The sequence below is a fragment of the Streptomyces sp. TS71-3 genome (assembly GCF_018327685.1).
Classification (GTDB): domain Bacteria; phylum Actinomycetota; class Actinomycetes; order Streptomycetales; family Streptomycetaceae; genus Streptomyces.
Map to the genome: position 1 here is coordinate 1,866,221 of NZ_BNEL01000001.1, position 18,913 is coordinate 1,885,133.

Sequence of the window (18,913 nt, forward strand, 5' to 3'; positions counted from 1 at the left end):
ACTCACCCAAGCGACAGAGGCGCCGGAGCAGAGCCCGCAAAAGAGCTCAGATCCTCCAACAGCACATCAGCCATGTGTTCCTCCAGGACAGCGCTGCCCTGCCGACCCAGCGCCGGAGCAAGGTCCGGATCCCATGGAGCCCCGGTGAGGCGGCCAGGCGAGGGGCCCCCGGGGGAGCGGGCGTGAGCGGCAAGATAGTCGGCAGTGGACATCCGCCAGGGCGCCGCTCCGGTGGCGGCGAGGACATGCGCGGTGATGCGTATGCCTTCGCCGTCGAAGTCACCGTGGTAGCGCAGTGGGGCGCCCGCGGCGGCAAGGTGGCGCAGAAGCAGGATGACCGCGCTGTTCGGCCATCCGGCTGCGCAGATCAGGGGAGGGCAGGCCGGGCCGAGGCGGCGCAGGGCGAGCGCGAGGACGCTGGGGTTCTCGGTGGTGTGCACGGCCATCGCCGGTAGCCGCAGGTCACCGGGGTCACGTAGCTGGCTCAGCGAGAGGTGTGTGGCGTGACCCGCGGTCGTGTAGGCGGTCACGGCTCGGGCCACCGGCCCGGTGCCCAAGGGGCGCAGGCCCGCGGTGAGGACCGTGGCGGACAGGGCGTCGTCCGCGATGCCGGCCCGGTTCCACAGGGCGCGGCGGTCGGCGGCGGAGGCGGGCAGGTCGGTGTCGTGCAGGGCGGCCAGGGCGCGAAGTACCACGCCTGCAAGTCGTCGGCCGTCGTCGAGTGCGTGGGGGTCGCCGAGGTGGGCCGCGGCGAACACGGGGAGGGGTTCACCCGGGGTGGGCAGGGCATCGAGGACGGTCAGCGCCTCCGTGAGGTGCCGGCGGGTCGTCTCGATCGAGCCCTGCACGAGGCCGGAGCGCCGCAGATGAGCTGTCCATGTCGCGAGCGCCGGCTGGGCGGTGACCACGGGATGAGTGTCGAGCCACTGCCACAGTGCGGTACGTTGCCGCGCGGTCCGTCTCCCTGTCTGCTGCCCGGTCCCCGACCGGACCGAGGACCGCCTCGGCCACGGCCCTGCTGTCGCTGCCGACGCCGGCGAGCAGTGCCTCGTCCAGCCGGGCCAGAGCCACCGTCGTGCGGATGGGGGGCAGGCGGTCCAGGCCGAGGAGGTCGGCGAGTGCTTCCCGGGCGGAGAGGTCCAGCGGGCCAACGGTGATGCGGCTGACCGGGCGCCCTGAGGACAGCCGGTCGTGCACCGCCCGCCACAGGGGGGCGAGTTCGGGCCGGTCGAATTGGCGTGCCGGGCCCAGCCCGAAGGCCGTCGCCCACAGCACGTGCAGGTCCTCGTCCGACGGGGCGTGGGCGAACCAGCGGGCCAGCTCCCGGAAGTCCTCCGCCGCACTCGACGATCGGAGCCGGGCCTGATTGATCCGGTCCAGGACCTGCAACACCGTCACGATCGCCCGGCGCGCGACGTGGTGCAGCTGCTCCACCCGAGGCGTACCGTCCCCGGGCAGGAACCAGGCGCGCAGCCCCTCCCAGCGGGCCCGCCTGGCTCGTGTCCAGGCGGGCGCGGGATCCCCGCCCGCCATCGGCGGCAACTCGGCCCCGGCCAGGGCACGCGCTTGCAGCGCACCCACACCCAGCTCCTCGACACGGGCCACCGCGCCGGCTATGGCGTGTGCTCGTTGGTCGAGATGGCTGAGAAACTCCCGGAGGTATGCTACCGTAGCCGCTTTCACTTCCCGGAAGACTGTGAGATCCGCGCCGTCGGTGTGCAGCAGCCGCTGGAGCTCGCCGTTGAACTGCTTGGTGTTGGAACGCAGGGCGTCCAGATGTCCTTCCAGCTCCTGAAGCGTGGTGAAGACCCGGCGGTCTTCCGACGAGGGATCCGACAGCAGCGCGGCCAGAGCATGCAGCCGGTCCGCGATGGCATCCAGGACAGCCGTCTGCAGGGCACCGGACGAGGCGAGCACGGTCAGCACGTGCTGCACGCCGGCGAACGCGGCCTCGCCCCGGCGGGTCAGGGAGTACTGAAGGTTCCGCCGCTCGTACTCCTCGGCGGTGCGGTAATTTCCCGCGTGGTTCTGCACGGCGTCGAGAAGCTGCCATTCCCGCAGCTTGCCGAGAGCCTCGACCAGGTCCCCGTCGGTCAGCGCGTCGAACCAGCCGACGCCACGCAGCCGCCCGCGTACCTCGTCCAGCGACAGCGCGGTCACCAGTCGTTCATTGGCCTCGCCGAAGGCATGCAGGATCGCGCTGTACAGCGGTGCTCGCTCGCCCGTCGTGAACCGGAACATGTCGGCCGGAATCTGAAGTGCCTGATCCACGCCGCTCTCGCCACCTCCCGTGCAGTTCATGTTCCGCACCAGCGTATGGGGAGGCTCCGACAAGTGCGGCGAATCCGGCCAGGAGCCCAGCCGACCGTCTCGGACTGCTGTACGGGCTGCTGTGGATGTGCGGGGCTCCCTGCCGTGAGGGGAGTCCGGCCGGGGTCGGACGGTGAACACGGGTAAGCCGGTCGCCACACAGCGCGCAGTTGGTTCCGCGCGGACCCGCGCTGGCCGTGCTGGGAGCTTCTTGCCGACCTGCTGGCCGTGCTGCGAGCTTTGTACGGCATCTTTCGGTCCCCTAGCTCGTTCTCCGGCAACCAATCACCCTTTCGGGTAAGCAGTCTGGCGTGCTCACCTCCACACCCACTCTGCTCTTGCACATCCGACGACGAAACTCTTCTCCGGTCCGACGCTGAGGTGAGTCATGACTCTTTCGGGTGCACCACACATCTTCGACGCCATCGAGATCCTCGCAGTGAGGCACACGGAGCGCTTTCCCGCTCCCAGCCTGCTCATCGACCCTCCGCACGAGCGATCCCGCACTCTCCTGCTGCCCGAGGCCCGCAAGGCCGCCCAGGATCCGGATACGGACCCCGAACTGCGCGATGCCGTCTGGCGGCGCCTGGTCCAACTCGCTCAACGAGATCGTGCCGGTGCCGGTGCCGGCACGGGTGCCCCTGCGGGTAGGGGTGCGCATGCCGGGTGCGGCATGTGGAGCATCGTGACGCTGTGGATGCTGCTTCCTGGTCTGCGTCGTGCGGTCTTCCGGATCGCCCGCTGCTCCCGAGTCGACCGGCAGGACATCTGCTCCGCAGTCCTGACAGCCGCGTTGGAAGCCCTCTACGCAGCGGATCCCGAACGGCCCGGGCTCGGAGATGAGCTGAGGCGCGCCGCCAGCAGTGGGGGATGGCGTTTCGCCAAGGCCGCGGCGCGCGAACAGCCTGTGGCGGACCTGGAAATAACTCACAGGCAGCGACCGGCCCGAATCCACGATTCGGCACAGCAAGACAAGGTGGTCCACCGTGGCGTGGTCGGCTCGCGGGGGCCTTCCGGGCCGGCCAGTGCCCGGCAGGAGGGCGAGCGTCTCGGCGCGGTGGCGCAGCGTATGGGTCTCGATGCGGCTCTTCGTGCCGCACGTCTGCGTACGACATCCCGAGCGGCGGGCGGCCTTCCGCACCAAGCTTCTGTCGACGGAAAGGGCCGCACCTCTCGACGGAGTGCGTCCTGATGACTGCGCCGACCGGCTCGACGCTGACCTTCCCTGAACTCTTCTGCCTACCGGTGACCGTCGACTTGGCGACCGCCGCACGCGCGCTGGGGATGAGCGTCGCCACGGCCTACCCCCTCATGGCCCGAGACGCCTTCCCTTGCCCGGTCCTGCGCCCAGGGCACCGATACCGCGTACCGACCTCAGGCCTGATGCGGGTTCTTGAAGTGGAGAGTCGACCTGTCCATCTCGACGACGTGGAGGAGGGAGTGGGATTTGCCGCACGGTTCGAGTGAAGCGGCCCAAGGCGGTCCCGATCTCCTGTCTGCCCGCATGGCCCGTCAGGTCGAAGCGTCTGCCTTCTCGCTCGTACCGGACGGTCAGGTGGCTGTAACCGAAGATCCGGGGGTCCTCCGATGGATGGAAGTACCCTGGGCGTGTCGATCGATGTGTCCTCCGTCGATGGAGACCACATCAAATTCAACTTCAAGGCCGACGACACGGCTTCCCCGCCCGCGAACTGACCACTTGGCCGTCCCGTCCTCCCCAAGCACCACGCTGCACGGCACCGTCTGGCACCCCTTGTTGCGCCTGTACGGCTGTGTCGCTACCGCCAGATAGTCTCGTAGACGTCATTGCGGCCCGACGGGCTTCCGCTCCACTCCGGTGGAGTCTCGAAGGACATGCCCCCACCCGCACGAGTCTCTTCGTGCTGCCTGGGGGAAGTTCTTGCTGTTCCGCGCGTCCGCAAAGACGGTCGCCGTCATGGCACTCGACGGTTCACTGTTCTTGCACCTCACCGACCAGTTCGTCCACATGCACGGTTACCGGCCTGGCGCCTCGGAGGCGCGCTCCTGGGAACGCAGCATCCCCGTCCTGGCCGCCGCGCTCAACGACGCGGGCCTGGGCGACGTGGAGGTCATGCTGGAGTACGCGCTCCCTCTGAACAGCAAGCGCGCGGATGTCGTGCTCGCCGGAGTGCACCCGGTCACGGGCGAGCCGTCGTATGTCGTGGTGGAGCTGAAGCAGTGGAGCCAGGCGTTTCCCCATGAGGACGATCTCACCCTGTGCCATGTCGATGCCTACACCCACCCGGTCCTCAATCCCATCGAGCAGGTACGGCGCTACTGCGGGTACCTCGTCAACTTCAACGGGGCCGTAGCCGAACACGGTGACCGGGTCAACGGAGTGGCATTCCTGCACAACGCCACCGAGTTCGGTGTGAAGGGTCTGCGGGAGATCGAACGAGACGGCCATGGGCTGCTCTTCACAGCGGAACGCCGCGGCGCTTTCCTCGAACACCTCCGTACGAGGCTGAGCGACAAGCACCCGGGAGCCCAGGCGGCAGACGACTTGTGCGCCGGCGCGACCGCACCGTCGAGGCAGCTGATCTCCGTGGCTGCCGAGGAGGTGCGCGAGCGCAAGCAGTTCGTCCTCCTCGACGAGCAACAGGTCGCGTACCGCATGGTGCTCAACGCGGTTGAGAAGGCGAAGCGCGCCGATCGCAAGGAAGTCGTCATCGTCACGGGCGGTCCCGGGACGGGCAAGAGCGTGATCGCTCTCCAACTGCTCGGTGAGCTGTACCGCCGTGGGGTGCCGGCGCTGCACGCCACCGGCTCTCAGTCGTTCACCAAGACGATGAGGAAGGTCGCCGGAGCCCGCAAACGCGAAGTCCACGACCTCTTCAAGTACTTCAACAGCTTCATGACGGCAGAGAAGAACAGCCTGGGCGCCCTGATCTGCGACGAGGCCCACCGCATCCGAGAGACCTCGGCCAACCGCTACACCCGCGCCGAGCACCGCACCGGCAGGGCGCAGATCGACGAACTCATCGACGTCGCCTACGTGCCCGTCTTCCTCCTCGACGAGCACCAGGTCGTCCGCCCCGGAGAGATGGGTACAGTGGCCGAGATCAAGTCGGCAGCGGCCAAGCGGGGCATCCCGTGCCAGGTCGTCCCGCTGGACAGCCAGTTCCGCTGCGGCGGCAGTGACGCCTACCTGCGCTGGGTGGTCCGGCTCCTGGGGCTGGAGCCTGGCGGACCGGTCGTCTGGGAACCCGACGACCGCATGAACCTGCTGGTCGCCGACAGCCCGCAGGAGATGGAAGCCTTCCTCGAAGCGCGTCGATCTCAGGGCTACGGTGCCCGCATGTCCGCCGGCTACTGCTGGAAATGGTCAAAGGAACCGAAGGACGGTGCCCCGCTCCCGCCGGACGTCGTCATCGGCGATTGGGCCCGTCCATGGAATCTGCGCGGCGACCGCTCCGTCTCCGGCGCGCCGCCCGCCGCACTCTGGGCCACCGACCCGGCAGGTTTCGGGCAGATCGGCTGCGTCTACACCGCTCAGGGCTTCGAGTACGACTGGTCCGGCGTCATCATCGGCCCCGATCTGGTTTGGCGCGACGACCACTGGGTAACGGACCGCACGGCGTCCAAGGACCCGGTCTTCAGGGGGTCGACCCCGGACGCCGACGTGGACCGCCTGATCCGCAACACGTACAAGGTCCTGCTGACGCGGGGCATGGTGGGGACGATCGTGTACTCGACGGATGCGGAGACGCGGGAGAAGCTGCGGGAGCTGGCGGGGGGAGTGGCACAGGAGGCTGTCGCCAGGTAACGACAACCGACTGGTCCCTTGGTGATTGTCAGGGCATGCCGTGGCCGGATACCTGGAACCGTGTCGGCTCCGCCAGAGCGGCCCGGGCGCCGTCGAAGTCCGCGAGGCGGGCTGCCAGGGTGGCTACGGCCAGGCGTTCGGGGAGGGCGGCGGAGAACTTCAGGCCGCTCACAGCCCGGCGGTCGACGTCGGGAAGTACGAGAGGTGCTGATGTATCGACGGCCTGGCGTGCGCTGCGCCACATTTCTGGGCTGAGGTCCTCCCTGAGGCGCACGTAGCAGTCCGCGGGCCGCTGTACGGGGTCGCAGATCGAGGACAGCGTCGCGGTCAGGGTGGCGTTCGCTCGGTAGCCGGCCCAGGTCCACCAGCGCATGTCGCCGCCCACCCGGGTGATCAACGTGCCCCCGGGATGCACCAGGTCGGGTCCGTCGAGCCGGCGCCACTCGGCCAGGACGGCCTCGGCGCGCCGGGTGAGGGAGACAGGAGGATCGGCGCCGAGGAGCACCTCGCGCATGGCCCGGCATAAGGCGTACGAGAGGCCCGCCAGGGCGCCGTTCGTCCACTTGGCCACGCCTCCGCTGTCCACGGGGACGACAAAGGCCCGCCGGCGCCCCCAGTCGATGAACGTCACCTGCCAACTGCGCCCCGCAAGCAGCAGCCGACGCGGTCCCGGCCGTTCCTCGGTCAGAACGGACGGGTCCGTCCGGCCTATCTCCGTGCGCCCCGAGAGGACGGTGAACTGCGGAGGCGCGGTGAACGAGGCAGTCAGCGCGATGAAGTGGCGGTGGCCGAAACGGCGCTCGGCCTCCGGTCCCACGAAAAGCATCCCGCTGTCCGTGTCGAGGAACCCCTCCCTCACCAGGTGTCGCAGGACCGGCTCGGCGGAGCTGTCGAACGGTGCGAGACCGTTCCATTGCTGAGCCCACACCTGGTCGCCGAGTCGGTGCTCTTGGAGGGCCATGGCGAGGAGTTGCTGCGCCGCCAGGTGGCGAGGTTCCGGCGGTGGTGTGACGGGCTCGACCCAGCCGCGTCCCCAGAGCAGCAGCAGCCCCGCCGCTTGGAGGAGGGTGTCTCTGCGGGTGGCGAGGAACAGGCAGTTCCGGCTGGAGCCCGGACGCCGCCCCGTCCGGCCGATGCGCTGGAGGAACGAGGCGACGGTAGCCGGTGCGTCGATCTGGATGACGCGATCCAGGTCCCCGACATCGATCCCCAGCTCGAGCGTGGACGTGGCGACGATGACACAGTCACGGCCTGCCGCGAACGCCTCCTCCGACCGTGCGCGCTCCTCCATCGACAGGGAGGCGTGGGACAGGAAGACACTGACATCTCGCGCTCGCAGGGCTGCACCCAGTTCCTCGACCTGTCGCCGGGACTCGCAGAACACCAGGCGCTTCTCGCCCCTGTGCAGGGTGGCGATGAGCTTGGCCGCATTGTCCAGGGAGCCCACGTGGTCGAGCTCGACGGCGCCCGCGGGTCGCCCGAGCGGGGCGCCCGCTTCAGGCCCCAGCGGGAGGGCAGCGGTCCCGGCGAGGCGAACCTCCGGTGCCACGACCTGACCCGGCCGCTTCCCCACCCCGGCACCCTGCAACCAGGTGAGCAGCCGGTCCGGATTCCCAACGGTGGCCGACAGACCGATGCGTTGGATGGGGCGTCCGGTGACGCGTTGCAGGCGTTCCAGCACGGCGAGGAGGTGCCAGCCGCGGTCGTCCCCGGCGAAGGCGTGCACCTCGTCGACCACGACGGCCCGCACGCTGCCCAGCAGATGAGCGTGGTCGGTCTTGACCCCGATGAGCATGGCTTCCAGGGATTCCGGCGTGGTGAGCAGGATGTCCGGGGGGGCGGCACGGATACGGCGGCGCTGCGCCTGGCTGGTGTCACCGTGCCACAGCTCGGCGCGCCGCCCGAGCCACCGGGCATAGGTGTCGATGCGGGGCGCCAGATTGTTGAGCAGCGCCTTGAGCGGGCAGAGGTAGAGCACTGACAGACCCGCCCACCGCCGCTCGGTCATGGCGGACAGCACCGGCAGGCAGGCCGCTTCGGTCTTGCCGCCCGCGGTGGGCGCGAGCAGGAGGGCGTCGTCGCCGTCCATCACCGGCCGGATCGCCTCCCGCTGAAGAGGGCGCAGGTCCGGCCAGCCGAGGGTGTTCACGACGTGGTGCAGGATGACGGCGTCGAGGCGGTCGACCGGGTCATTGGCGTCCGACACGTCGGGCATCACACATCCAGGTCGATGTCGTCGGCTGAGACCGCGGCGGCCAGATTGCGTTCGACGTCGGTGAGCTCGCTGCCGCTCACTGTCAGCCGGTAGTGACGGCGGGGATCGAAGTCCTCGAACTGGTCGATCCGGTCGAGCACATCGCCCACGAGCTTCTTCAGGAACAGCCTCGGCGCGACTCCGACCTTCCCGCCCAACGCGCCTCCCACGGCCCTGGCGAGGTCGGCGACGTAGGCGTCGTCGGCGAGGGCCTTCACCCGGTCCGGGGACTCGGACCCCACGCAGTACAGGTCGCGAATCGTGGTGCCCAGGCGGGTCAGCGAGTCCTGCGTGAAGCCGGGCAGGCGCACCTGGACCGCCCGCGGGTTGTCGAAGCGGGGATCGGTGGTGAAGTCGGTGGCGAGACGCTGGGCGAGCGGAGGGAGCCGCTGGGCTCCCTGGGGACCGTCGTAGAACGCGGGAGTGCCGGTGATCACCAGATACAGGCCCGGAAAGCGGCCCGAATGGATCTCGTCGATGAGCTGCCGCAGCGCGTTGAGGGCCTTGTCACGGGCGTCGGAACGCACCCGTTGGAGCGTCTCCACCTCGTCGAGGACCACGAAGAGACCACGGTGACCGGAGTCCCGCAGCACGGTCAGCAGACCCTGCAGGAAGCCGAAGGCGCCGAAGTGGTCGAGGTCCCCGCGCACCCCCGCGGACCGCCGTGCGCCGGCGGCCACGTGCGGCTGTCCGCCGAGCCACGCCAGTACCGCCGCCGCAGTCGCCTCGTCGCCCTGGGCGAGCGCGGCCCGGTAGCCGCGCAGAGCCGCCGCGAAGGACGGGGCGTGCCGGGAGACCTCCGCCAGCCGTGCGGTCAGCAGTTTCTCCACCTCGTCGGCCAGGCCGTCCTCGTCGGCCCCCGCCGCCAGGGCGTCCTCTTCCAGGGCGTAGAACCAGGCGTCCACCACGGGCCTGAGCGCGCTCGGCGGGAAGCTCGCGGTGGCCAGCCGCTCGGTGAGGCGCCGGTAGACCGTCTCCAGGCGGTGCAGCGGCGTCTCGCTCTCGGAGATCTGGATCTCGGAGACGGCGAAGTTGCGTTGCCGTGCCCGTTCGCCGAGCCATCGGGTGAAGAACGTCTTGCCCGAGCCGTACTCGCCGCGCACGGCCTTGAACACCGAGGCGCCCGACGCCACCGCGTCGAGTTCGGCGTCCAGCGCTGCCTCGAACCTGTCAAGACCGGTGGCCAGCAGGTCGAGTCCGCTGTCGGGCACGGCGCCGCGCCGCAGTGCGTCGATGGCGGTGCGGCGACGCACCGCGGAAACGGAGGGGCGCGGTTCGCTCACTGTCCCAGTCTCCCATTCGCCGTGCCGTGCCTGCCCATCACCTTCCTCTGGTGAGGCTGCCGTAGCCGGTTTGGTGATCAAGAAGATTCGGCGGCACGTCAGCCCATCCCGAACTGGTCCCGGAGAAGCCCGCGGTCGAGGCGCAGCGTGCGGCCGTCCGGCAGCGTCCGGAGGACCTGGACGCCGTCGTAGTTCAGGAGCTGGCGCAGTACGGCGGCGAACCCGTCGGCGCGGGCCGGCGGGTAGTCGATGCGCTGGGCCAGCGCGGTGACGGGCAGTGTGCCACCGGTGGCCAGCAGCACGAGGACGGCCTGCTTGACGGTGTCCAGGTTCTTGGGCTTGCGCGCGAGCAGTTCGAGTTGGCCGCGGAACGTCTCCGAGGCGAGAAGTCGGTCGACGAGCGTCTCGTCCGGGTCGACCGGCGCCGCGGCGAGCAGCGCCCCGTCGTCCGTGCCCGCCGGGACCAGCGCCACGTCGAAGAGGGACTCGTGGGCGCGGGCGAGTTCGGCCTGCGCCTTGGTTGGCTTCTCCCGGGGCGGTTTTCTGGGAGTGGTCGCCGGGACGTCCGGCCCCTGCTCGATGGGCTCCGCGTCGTCGGACCACCAGGCGGGCATCTGGTCGCCCAGCTCCCGCCAGCCCTTCGGAGGCTGGGCCCCGAAGGGGAGGAACGCGAGGACGGGAATGGCGAACTCGGCGAGGGAAACGCCGCCGTGGTAGCCCGCCCTGCGCGCCGTGTACCGGGAATCCGCGTCCCAGAGGGCCACGATCGCGGCGCCGGGCTGGGGCCATACGACGCGTCGGCCCGACAGGGCGACCTCTGTGTGGTGCAGCTCCCCGCCGGCGAGCCGGTGGCGGGCGGACTCCGGGGCGTCGGCGTCGACCTTCGCGCCGTGCCCGTCCACCACGTGCCCGTGGTCGCTGGTGATCACCACGGCCATTCCCTCGGACGCCGCGAGGCGCAGCAGCCCGAGGAGTGCCGAGATGTGCTCGGCTTTCCACGTCCCGTCGCCGAGTTTCTGCTCGTGGGCGAGCCGGTCGTCGATGGTGTTCAGGACGACCGCCACGTGGCTTTCGCCGTCCGCCAGCGCCGCGAGGAGATCTGGTCCGAAGGGAGCCCCGGCCTCCTTGCTCTCCAGGTCGTCCTTGTGGAAGACGGCGGCCTTGCGACCACCCCACAGCCCGAGCGTGGGGAAGAGCCGCTTCTCGTCCGCTTGCGATCCGGTCCTGAGCTGCCCGGTGAGCAGGGCGGTGCGGCAGACCGCGGTCACCGTGGGCAGCGCGGCGGCCATGGCCCGGCGGCGTGGCGCACCCTCCCCGAGCGGGTCGTACTCGGCCCACGAAGCGCGGAGTTCCTCCGCGAGTTCGGTGGCGATGGCCGCGCTCATGCCGTCCAGGACGAGCAGCAGCACGCGGCGGCCTGCTCCGCCTCGGACGACCGGCTTCACGACACGGTCAAGGAAGGTCTCCACCGTCAGCAGGGAGCCCGGCGGCGTCCCCGCCTCGGTCCAGGTGGCCAGCGCCCGGGCGAAGCCCTGGTCGAGTCGGTGCCGGCGCTTGCGGACGTCCGCGGCCAGCGTCCCGTACGCGGAGCCGAGCACCGGCTCGCGGTCACCGCCGGCCTCCACGTGCTCCAGGGCACGGTCCACCCAACCGGTCTCGGCGATGTGGCCGCTGACGGCTTCGCCCACCGACTCGCACTCCGTGACCGGGTCGGACGCCAGCCACCGGGTAAGGCGCTGCCCCATCCGGGCGCGCTCGATGCGGCCCCGGATCTCCGGCTCGTGGGCGCCCTTGTGCGTGCTCAGGGCGTGCACGGCGTCAGCCACGGCTGCGATTCGGCCCGCCGAGAGGGCGCGGCCCACGGCGGTGAACCCGGCCTCCAGCCCGGCCGGTAGCACCGGGCTCGCCGCGGCGGCCTGCTCCGCGCCGAACTGGGTGACCAGACGGGACGCCTGGTTCAGGACGGTGTCACTGAGCCGGCGGGCCTCGCGAGCCGCATCGCCGCGCTCTCCACCGTCCGTGCCGCGCGCGGCGATCGTCAACCGGGCCGTGACGAACTCCTCCGCCGCCCTGCCGAAGGCGGAGACGAGCGCGTCGAACTCCTCACCGGTCGCGAGTGGTTGCTCCCCGAACCAGCGTTCGGCGCGTCCACGGGCACGGTAGACGGCGGCGTCGGGCTCGGCGTGCAGCCACAGGGCCGCGCACACCAGGCCGAAGGGCACCGCTTCCGGACCATGCTCGGCCTCGACCAGCGCGAACACCGCCCGCGCCACGAGATGGGCCTGGTCCTCCTCACCGAGGAAAGCCGCGAGTCCGGCGCGTTCGGGACCGCGGAGCGCGAGGAACCGCTCGGGGCGGCCGGGCGTGAGGGACCAGCGCAGCAGGGTGTGGGCGTCGATGTCCTCGGCCGGCCGGTCGGGCTCCGGCGCGTCCGGCCCGTCGGGCGTGGCGGGCGCGTCTTCGTATCGCCCCAGGTGCAGTCGCCGCAGCGCCAGCCGGGTCAGGGCCGTCCGGCGGGACAGCAGACCGCCGCCCACCGGCCGCCAGCCTCCCGGAGGGGTGGCGTCCGCGAGGGCCTCGGCGGCCCAGTTGTCGTCCTTGAGCCGGCGGTCGATGTCCTGGGCTCCGAAGGCCTCGCGGACCACGTCCCAGTGGTCCAGGGCGGACACCCGCTTCTTGTGGGCGCGTGCCAGGATCGCCGGGTCGAGTTCGCCCTCTTCGCGGTCGGTGAGCACGACGAGGACCCGCGGCTCGCCCACGGCTCCAGCGCTGTCCGGGCCGTCCGCACCGACCAGGCCGTCGCTCACGCCGGTGAGATGCTCCAGGACGAGTTCGTGGACGGCGAGGGCCGAGGGGGCCGCCGCGATGCGTGCCGTCCTGCCCTCTCCCCACACGGGCTGCTCGGGGCCGTCCCACCTGGGCGCCGAGCGCAGCAGCACGACCTGCGACTTGCCGGCACCGGTGAGCGAGGCCGCCAGGGACTTCTGGGACGAGAGGTACTGACTGACCGTCGCCAGGTTCAGCCGCCCGGCGATCGCGAGAGCCGGGGCGCTCACCGGTCGACGACCTTCCACGTGATCTCGACGACGGCGCCGGGCTCCCGGGCGACCAGCTCGGCGAGGTCGGCCTGCAACTTGGCCAGCGCACGGCCTGCCGTGGTCCGCCCGCCACCGGAGCGCTTGGCCGGCTTGGCCCTGCCCGGGCCCACCGGCGCGGGAGGCTGCTTCTCCGGCACCTGCGGATGGCTGGTCGTGGTGTCGAGGGGCACGTCGTCGGCCTGCTGGGGTCCGGGCTCGGGCGCCGGTGGCGGCGGGGGTGTCGGGTGGGTGGCGGCACGGTTGCGTTTGGCCAGCGCCAGCACCTCGCGCTGGGTCACCTCCAACGCCTCGCGCAGGTCGTGGGCCCGTTGGTCCCGCTGGGCCTTGACACGCAGCGAGTCCAGCAGGGCCAGGCCCTCCGGGCCCTCGCCGAGTGCCAGTTCCAGCGTGGACCAGGAGGTCGCGTCCAGGACCCTGGCAACTGCGCCCGCCTGCTGGATCGACGTGCCGTAGCGGTCGGCCGTGACCTGGCCCAGGTCGAACGAGGCCAGTGCCTCCACCGTCTTCTTCGGCCCGGTGGCACCGCCCAGCGCCTTCAGCAGGTCCACGGTCCGGCGGGCGAGGGCGATACGCCCGGCCTCGTCGGTCTCGTCGAGTGCGAGGAAGCCGGCGTGCCGCTCCAACTGCCGCACCAGCTCCGCAGCGGTCTCCTCGTGGCCGCGGGCCTGGTCCTTGATCTGACGGGCGAACTGGTTCACCATGCGGCCGCGCCGCAGCGTCGGCGCCTTCACGCCGAAGACGGTCTCGAACCGCAGCCGTGCGCCCTCCCAGTCGTCCTCCGAGGGCAGCGGCTGGCTGCGCAGCGTGTCGCGGCTCTCGATGCCCGACAGCTCCGGCGCCGGCTCCAGTACGGTTCCGCCCCGCACCCACACCCGGTCGTCCATCTCCGCGAACGAGGCCACCACGAGCTTGGCGAGGAAGTCCGGCAGGCCGCGCGCCTCGGGCCGGTCCGTCCAGTCGACCAGTCTGATCACGGACGGATCGCCGGTGACGCCCTCGTCCCTCGCGAGCTTGCGGAAGTGGTCGGCCCAGTACGTGGACAGCTCGAAATACGCCTCCTTCTGCTGGCCGAGCCGCAGCGGCACCGCCACGCGCTGCATCAGGCCCCGGTCACCGCTCGGCACCTCGGCACGCCCGTCACGCATCTCAGCCGCCGCCCGTACGTGGGTGAACACGCGGCGCGCGTCGGCCGGCTTTACGACCTGAGCGCCGAAGTCGGGGTGCGCGGGGTACTGGCTGGCCAGCAGCCGGTCCGCGACGTGCCGCAGGGCGTGGCCGAGCGACTGGCCGAAGGACAGCGTCAGGCCGTCGACGTCGCGCAGCGACGCCAGGTGGTCGTCGAAGCCCAGTTCCACGTCGTCGGGTTTCTTCTGAGCCAGGCCGTACGCTTGCCGGAACGCGCCCTTGACGTTCCGGCGCAGCGACTCCCGCTGGGTCTGCAGCAGGCCCTTGGCGCGGGCGCGGTTGTCGGCGTTGAGGTGGACCGCGTACTGCGCATTGAAGCGCTGCTCGTCGGCAAGCGCCTTCTCGATGATCACCAGCCGCCGGAAGTCCTGGTAGCGCTGCTTGGACAGGTGGGTGGGCAGCCATCCCACCGTGCGCCACCGCTCGCCCTGCTGGCTCTCCCGCAGCCGCTGGAAGCGGTTCGCGTCGTCGCGCGGCCCGAAGTCGAGCTCGTCGAAGGGCAGGTCGACGACGATCCGCCAGCGGCCGTCCTCCACGGGGCGGAGATCGTGGTCGGGCAGTTGCTCGGCGTCCGCCACGTTCCCGAAGATCACCTCGACGGTGCGCTGGGTGCCGCGCCACACGAAGCTCAGCTCGTCCGTGAGCCGCCCCTGGGAGATGTCCAGCTCCTCCGCGAGCAGCGTCCTCGCGAGCGCCTCACGGCCTGCCGGGTTGTCGTTGACGGCGGCGTTGGCGATGACCGAGTCGACGTCGATGCCGGACAGCTCAAGACGTACACCGGGATTGGCGTCGGTGCCGGTCGGCTTGATCTCCGGGAAGCGTGCCGCCCACTCGCTGATCTTGGCCTGGAGGATCCCGTACTCGCGGCCCGGGATCGGCGCGACGATCGACCCGTAGTTCAGCGCCGACAGGCGCCGGATGGTCAGGTTCGACAGCGCCGGCACGCTCGGCACCAGCGCGGACAGCAGCAGCGTGCCGATGATCCGGTCGTCCCCTGTGAACGACCGCAGCCGGCTCAGCAGGGCCGGATCGTCGATGCCGGCGCGGCGGTGGGCGAACCGCTCGACGTCCTCCTCCGTCACCTGGTACTGCTCCAGGAGGTAGGGCCGGAGTTTCGTCTTGTACAGCTTGTCGGCCGCCTCGAAGACGACCTTCAGGCTGTCCGTGAACGGCTTGTCTCCGCCCGCGGCGATCAGTGGGTACAGGTCGCCGACCGGCACCAGGTCGCCCAGGCGCAGGTCGTCGCGGTGGTCCGCGAGTAACTGTCCCATCAGCTTCATGCCGGTGCGGTTGCGCTGGAGCGCCGAGGACACGTGCACCAGGGTGTCCATGAAGGCCGGCGAGAACGGATACGTGAGGCGGAAACTGGCCTCGTCGGCACCGACGCCGTCCACGCCCCGATCCGATCCGAGGAGCGTGTCCCACACCTCCTGGCGGACCTTGCGGGTCCGCTCGAACTGCTCGTTGACGAGCGCGGCGGCCTCGGGACCCGTCGGCTTCAGCAGGCGGGCGTGCGCGACCTGGGGGAGGTTGCGGTCCTCCAGCCTGATCCGGTCGAACCGTCCGGAAGCCAGGTTCAGGGTGTCCTGGATGGCGGACTCGGCGGCGCCGGACACTTCCTGCCCGACCAGCTCCCGAAGGTCACGCTGGCGGGCGATGAACGAGACCACGGGTATCGCGCGCCGCGCGTCGCCGCCCTCCACGAAGTTCGTGATCTTGCCCGCCTCGCGTGCCACGAACTTCTGGTCGTGGATGAGCGTGGCCAGCCACAGGATCAGCTCGTCCAGGAAGAGGATCAGCCCGTCGTAGCCCAGTGCCTTGGCATGCTCGGCGATCACACCCAGACCCGCGTCGAGCGAGACGAACCCGTGCTCGTCCTCGGCGGCGTTCCGCGCGAAACCGGGCAGGAGATTGGTCCCGGCGTCCTCCACCAGCCTGGCCCGGAGCTCCGCCGGAGCGGATGGCGACACCAGGTTGAGCGCCTGCCCCGCTTCGTGCACCTCCTCCGCGTCCAGCGCGGTGTCCAGCAGCGCGGGCGTCCATGCGAACGACTCGCCCCACTCGTCGTCCTCGTCGGCGCCCACCCCGTCCGCGGGGGAGAGGCCCCCGATGACGGCCTCGTCGCCCATCCGAGCGCGCATGGCGCGAATGTCGGCGAACAGGGAGTCCGTCCGGTACACCTGCGGCGTCGGCGCGTCCGGATGCAGCTTCTTGACGTGGCTGACGTACCCGCCGAGCACCCGCTGTTCCAGCGCCTTCGCACCGAGCATGTGGTACGGCACCAGCAGGAACCTCTTCCCGCCCGTCGCCAGCCACTCGTGCCGGGTCAGAACCGGGTCGAGGTCCGCGCGCTCCCGGGCGGCAGGCGCCCCGCTGAGCAGCGCGTGCAGCACGGCCATGAAGTGCGACTTACCGGAACCGAACGAGCCGTGCAGGTAGGCTGCCTTAGAGCCGCGCCCGTCCACCGCGGCCTTGATGAGGCTTAACGCCTCGTCGAAGTTCTTCTGCAGCCGCTCCGTGACCACGTACTCCCGCAGCGCCCGTTCGGCTCCCTCGGCTGTCGTCGCCTCGGCGAGCTGGAGGACGAAGTCCGACGTGGACACCTTCTCCTTGATGTCGATCACATCGCGGAGCAGGGGCGGCTGCGGCTGCTGGGGCATACGGAACGTGCACTCCTTCCGGCGGTGGGAGGGCACCCGCACCGCCACGCTCGCTGTCCGTGTGGCAGGAGGACGTTCGGCAGGACGGGCCCGGGGCCACGTACGGTGCGCCGTCGGCCTGATGGTCGGAAAATCCCCCTGCTGACAGCATGTCACGTGGCGACTGCAACGATGTTGTGAGAACGGGGAATTGGCCACGGAGCGCGGTATTCCGGCCACGGTGATGTCGGCCTCTGCTGCCACGGTGACGTTTGCCTCTGCGCGGGTGGCGTGCTGGTGGCGATGCTTCTACCGGGCTACTTCGCTACTCCGGGGCCCCGTTCCGCCCGCGGCGGCTGCGCTGGTTGGCGTCGGCCACCCGGGCGCGCAGCACCTCCCCCGGGCCGACGGGACGCACGTCCTCCGGTGCGGCGTCCCACTCCCGGCCGCCGTCGAGCGGACGGAGCTGGAAGTAAGGGCCCTGGTGGTCCATGACGACGCCGATCCGGTTGCGTGCGGTGTCGCGGACGGGGGTTCCGCCGGGGATGGGCGCGGCGTCGGTGGGTGTGGGTGCGGGTGCGGGGGCATTGGTCGGTGGCGGGTCGTCGGTCGGTGGCGGTTCGCCGGGTGGTGGCGGTTCGCTGGTCGTCCTGGGTTCGCCGCTGGTGACGGTCTCGGCGGTCGTGAGGGGGTCGCCGGTCACCGCTCGGCTCCTCGTGCGGCGGCGCCCCTCTCGATCACCTCGGCCAGATCGTGCGCCACGGGGGCGGAGCACACGCCGAGGTGGATGAGGGCGTACGGGGCGGGATGGCAGGGGGCGTTCTGTTCGTGCGCGTCGGCCGGGGGCTCGTCCAGCTCGTCGTTCCAGGGAGTGCGGACGTCCATGGCGGGGAGCTGGATGCCTGCCTTGGTGAGGGCGGCGGCGAGGGCGTCCCGGGCCCGCAGTGCTTCCTGCGCCTTGCGTCGTACGGACGGGTGGCGGTGGCGGTCGACGCTCACGGTGGGGTGTCCTTTCCTATCATGTCACTCTTTAGTAGTACTTCCGGTGACTGGACCAGATCGCTGGATTACGTTGCGTGGTGAGGGCTGGGACGAGCATGTGGCCTGGGCGAGGCCCGACGCGGCAACTACGGGGGCCGGTTCCCCGCCGCGCGACCGAAGTTCCACACCTGCCACGCACGCCGACCGGATTTCCGCGCAGCACGGACGCGCGGCACCGAGCGGGCCGACTGCGAGACAGGCGTCCGCCCGGAAGGCTGACCGACGAGGCGACACCGATGAAACGGACGCCGACGAAGGGGGAGCAGCACTATGCCGCAGAGAAGGGCCGTCACGGGCCGCAGCCAGGAGCCACGCAGGCGCTTCGCCGAGGAGGTGCGCGCCCTGCGGGCGGCGAAGGGCGTCAGCCTGCGCCAGCTCGGTGAGCGGCTGGGCTGGGACTGGTCGCTGTTCGGCAAGATGGAGAAGGGCGAGACCCTGGGCGGCCCGGAGGTCGTCCAGGCACTCGACCAGTACTACGGCACGGGGGGAGCGCTGCTCGCCCTGTGGGAGCTGGCGGCCGGCGACCACACCCAGTTCCGCGAGCGCTATCGCCGCTACATGGCTCTGGAGGCGGAGGCGGTGAGCCTGTGGCACTTCGCGGTCAGCGTGCTGCCCGGTCTGCTCCAGACTCCCTGGTACGCACGGGAGGTCCTGGCGGCGGGCGGCCTCAAGGACGCCGAACTGGAACAGCAGGTCGACGCCCGCATGAGCCGCCGGGAACTCCTGGAGGGCCCCGACGCCCCACCGTTCCGCACGATCCTGTCGGAGGCGGTGCTGCAGACACCGTTGCGGGATGCGGGGGAGTGGCGGGGGCAGGTGGAGCATCTGGCGGAGGTGGCGAAGCGGCCCAATGTAAGCGTTCACGTGCTCTTGCAGAGCGCCGGATTACACGGGCTCATGGGGATCGACGTCTGGTACGTCCAACTGTCCGACGCAAGCACTGTGGTGTACACGGAAGGCGGGTATGAGGGACAACTGATTGAGGAACCAGCCCCGGTCCTACGCCTCCAACGGGCTTACGATGCCTTGCGCGACCTGGCACTCTCTCCGGCTGAGTCGCGGAAGTTCATCCTGCGGATGTTGGAGGAAACATCGTGCGATCCGTCAACCTGAGTGCCGCCACCTGGCGCAAGAGCAGCTACAGCAACCAGGACGGTGGCGCGTGCGTGGAAGTTTCCGACGACTTCCCCGGCGCCGTGCCCGTCCGAGACAGCAAGAAGCCGCACGGCCCGGTCCTTATGTTTCCGGTCGAGAATTGGACGGCCTTCGTTTCCGGGATCAAGGGCAGCAACTGACTGTCTGAGCAGCATTTATCT

Annotated in this window: 11 protein-coding genes and 1 pseudogene; 4 read left to right on the plus strand and 8 right to left on the minus strand. The window is 70.5% G+C overall.

Annotation, left to right across the window (positions count from 1 at the left end):
- Nucleotides 1-2: 2 nt before the first annotated feature.
- Complete coding sequence (locus tag Sm713_RS07710) at nucleotides 3-908, minus strand: TIGR02679 family protein (protein ID WP_249416159.1); 906 nt, start codon at nucleotides 906-908, stop codon at nucleotides 3-5.
- Nucleotides 909-963: 55 nt separating this feature from the next.
- Nucleotides 964-2,301 (minus strand): annotated as a pseudogene (locus Sm713_RS07715) (TIGR02677 family protein); the annotation flags it as partial.
- 1,200 nt (nucleotides 2,302-3,501) lie between these two features.
- Between Sm713_RS07715 and Sm713_RS07720 the strand changes: the two are divergent.
- Nucleotides 3,502-3,777 (plus strand): DNA-binding protein, encoded by a 276-nt coding sequence (locus tag Sm713_RS07720; protein ID WP_212908900.1) that lies wholly within the window; start codon nucleotides 3,502-3,504, stop codon nucleotides 3,775-3,777.
- Nucleotides 3,778-4,210: 433 nt separating this feature from the next.
- Entirely contained in the window at nucleotides 4,211-6,097 is a 1,887-nt protein-coding gene (locus Sm713_RS07730; protein ID WP_212908901.1) for a DUF2075 domain-containing protein, read from the plus strand.
- Nucleotides 6,098-6,125: 28 nt separating this feature from the next.
- Here Sm713_RS07730 and Sm713_RS07735 read toward each other — a convergent pair whose 3' ends face one another.
- The 6 genes from Sm713_RS07735 to Sm713_RS07760 all read right to left on the minus strand — a co-directional run bounded on the left by Sm713_RS07735 (nucleotide 6,126) and on the right by Sm713_RS07760 (nucleotide 17,555).
- Entirely contained in the window at nucleotides 6,126-8,312 is a 2,187-nt protein-coding gene (locus tag Sm713_RS07735) for a DEAD/DEAH box helicase (protein ID WP_212908902.1), read from the minus strand.
- Nucleotides 8,312-9,634, minus strand: a complete 1,323-nt coding sequence (gene brxD / locus Sm713_RS07740) for a BREX system ATP-binding protein BrxD (protein WP_212908903.1) — start codon at nucleotides 9,632-9,634, stop codon at nucleotides 8,312-8,314. The genes Sm713_RS07735 and brxD overlap by 1 nt, the downstream gene beginning before the upstream one ends.
- Nucleotides 9,635-9,732: 98 nt before the next feature.
- The gene (gene pglZ / locus Sm713_RS07745; protein ID WP_212908904.1) at nucleotides 9,733-12,690 is read right to left on the minus strand and encodes a BREX-2 system phosphatase PglZ; all 2,958 of its coding nucleotides are present in this window, start codon (nucleotides 12,688-12,690) and stop codon (nucleotides 9,733-9,735) included.
- A complete protein-coding gene (locus tag Sm713_RS07750) occupies nucleotides 12,687-16,577 on the minus strand; it encodes a phage resistance protein (RefSeq protein ID WP_212908905.1) in 3,891 nt (1,296 codons plus the stop codon). Before Sm713_RS07750 ends, pglZ begins: the two co-directional genes overlap by 4 nt.
- A 304-nt stretch (nucleotides 16,578-16,881) precedes the next feature.
- The gene (locus Sm713_RS40200; protein WP_249416667.1) at nucleotides 16,882-17,259 is read right to left on the minus strand and encodes a hypothetical protein; all 378 of its coding nucleotides are present in this window, start codon (nucleotides 17,257-17,259) and stop codon (nucleotides 16,882-16,884) included.
- Nucleotides 17,256-17,555: a hypothetical protein gene (locus Sm713_RS07760; protein WP_212908906.1), complete on the minus strand. Its 300-nt coding sequence runs from the start codon at nucleotides 17,553-17,555 to the stop codon at nucleotides 17,256-17,258. Before Sm713_RS07760 ends, Sm713_RS40200 begins: the two co-directional genes overlap by 4 nt.
- Nucleotides 17,556-17,867: 312 nt before the next feature.
- Here Sm713_RS07760 and Sm713_RS07765 point away from each other — a divergent pair, with 312 nt between their 5' ends.
- The gene (locus Sm713_RS07765; RefSeq protein WP_212908907.1) at nucleotides 17,868-18,710 is read left to right on the plus strand and encodes a helix-turn-helix transcriptional regulator; all 843 of its coding nucleotides are present in this window, start codon (nucleotides 17,868-17,870) and stop codon (nucleotides 18,708-18,710) included.
- Complete coding sequence (locus Sm713_RS07770) at nucleotides 18,692-18,892, plus strand: DUF397 domain-containing protein (RefSeq protein ID WP_212908908.1); 201 nt, start codon at nucleotides 18,692-18,694, stop codon at nucleotides 18,890-18,892. The genes Sm713_RS07765 and Sm713_RS07770 overlap by 19 nt, the downstream gene beginning before the upstream one ends.
- Nucleotides 18,893-18,913 lie beyond the last annotated feature (21 nt).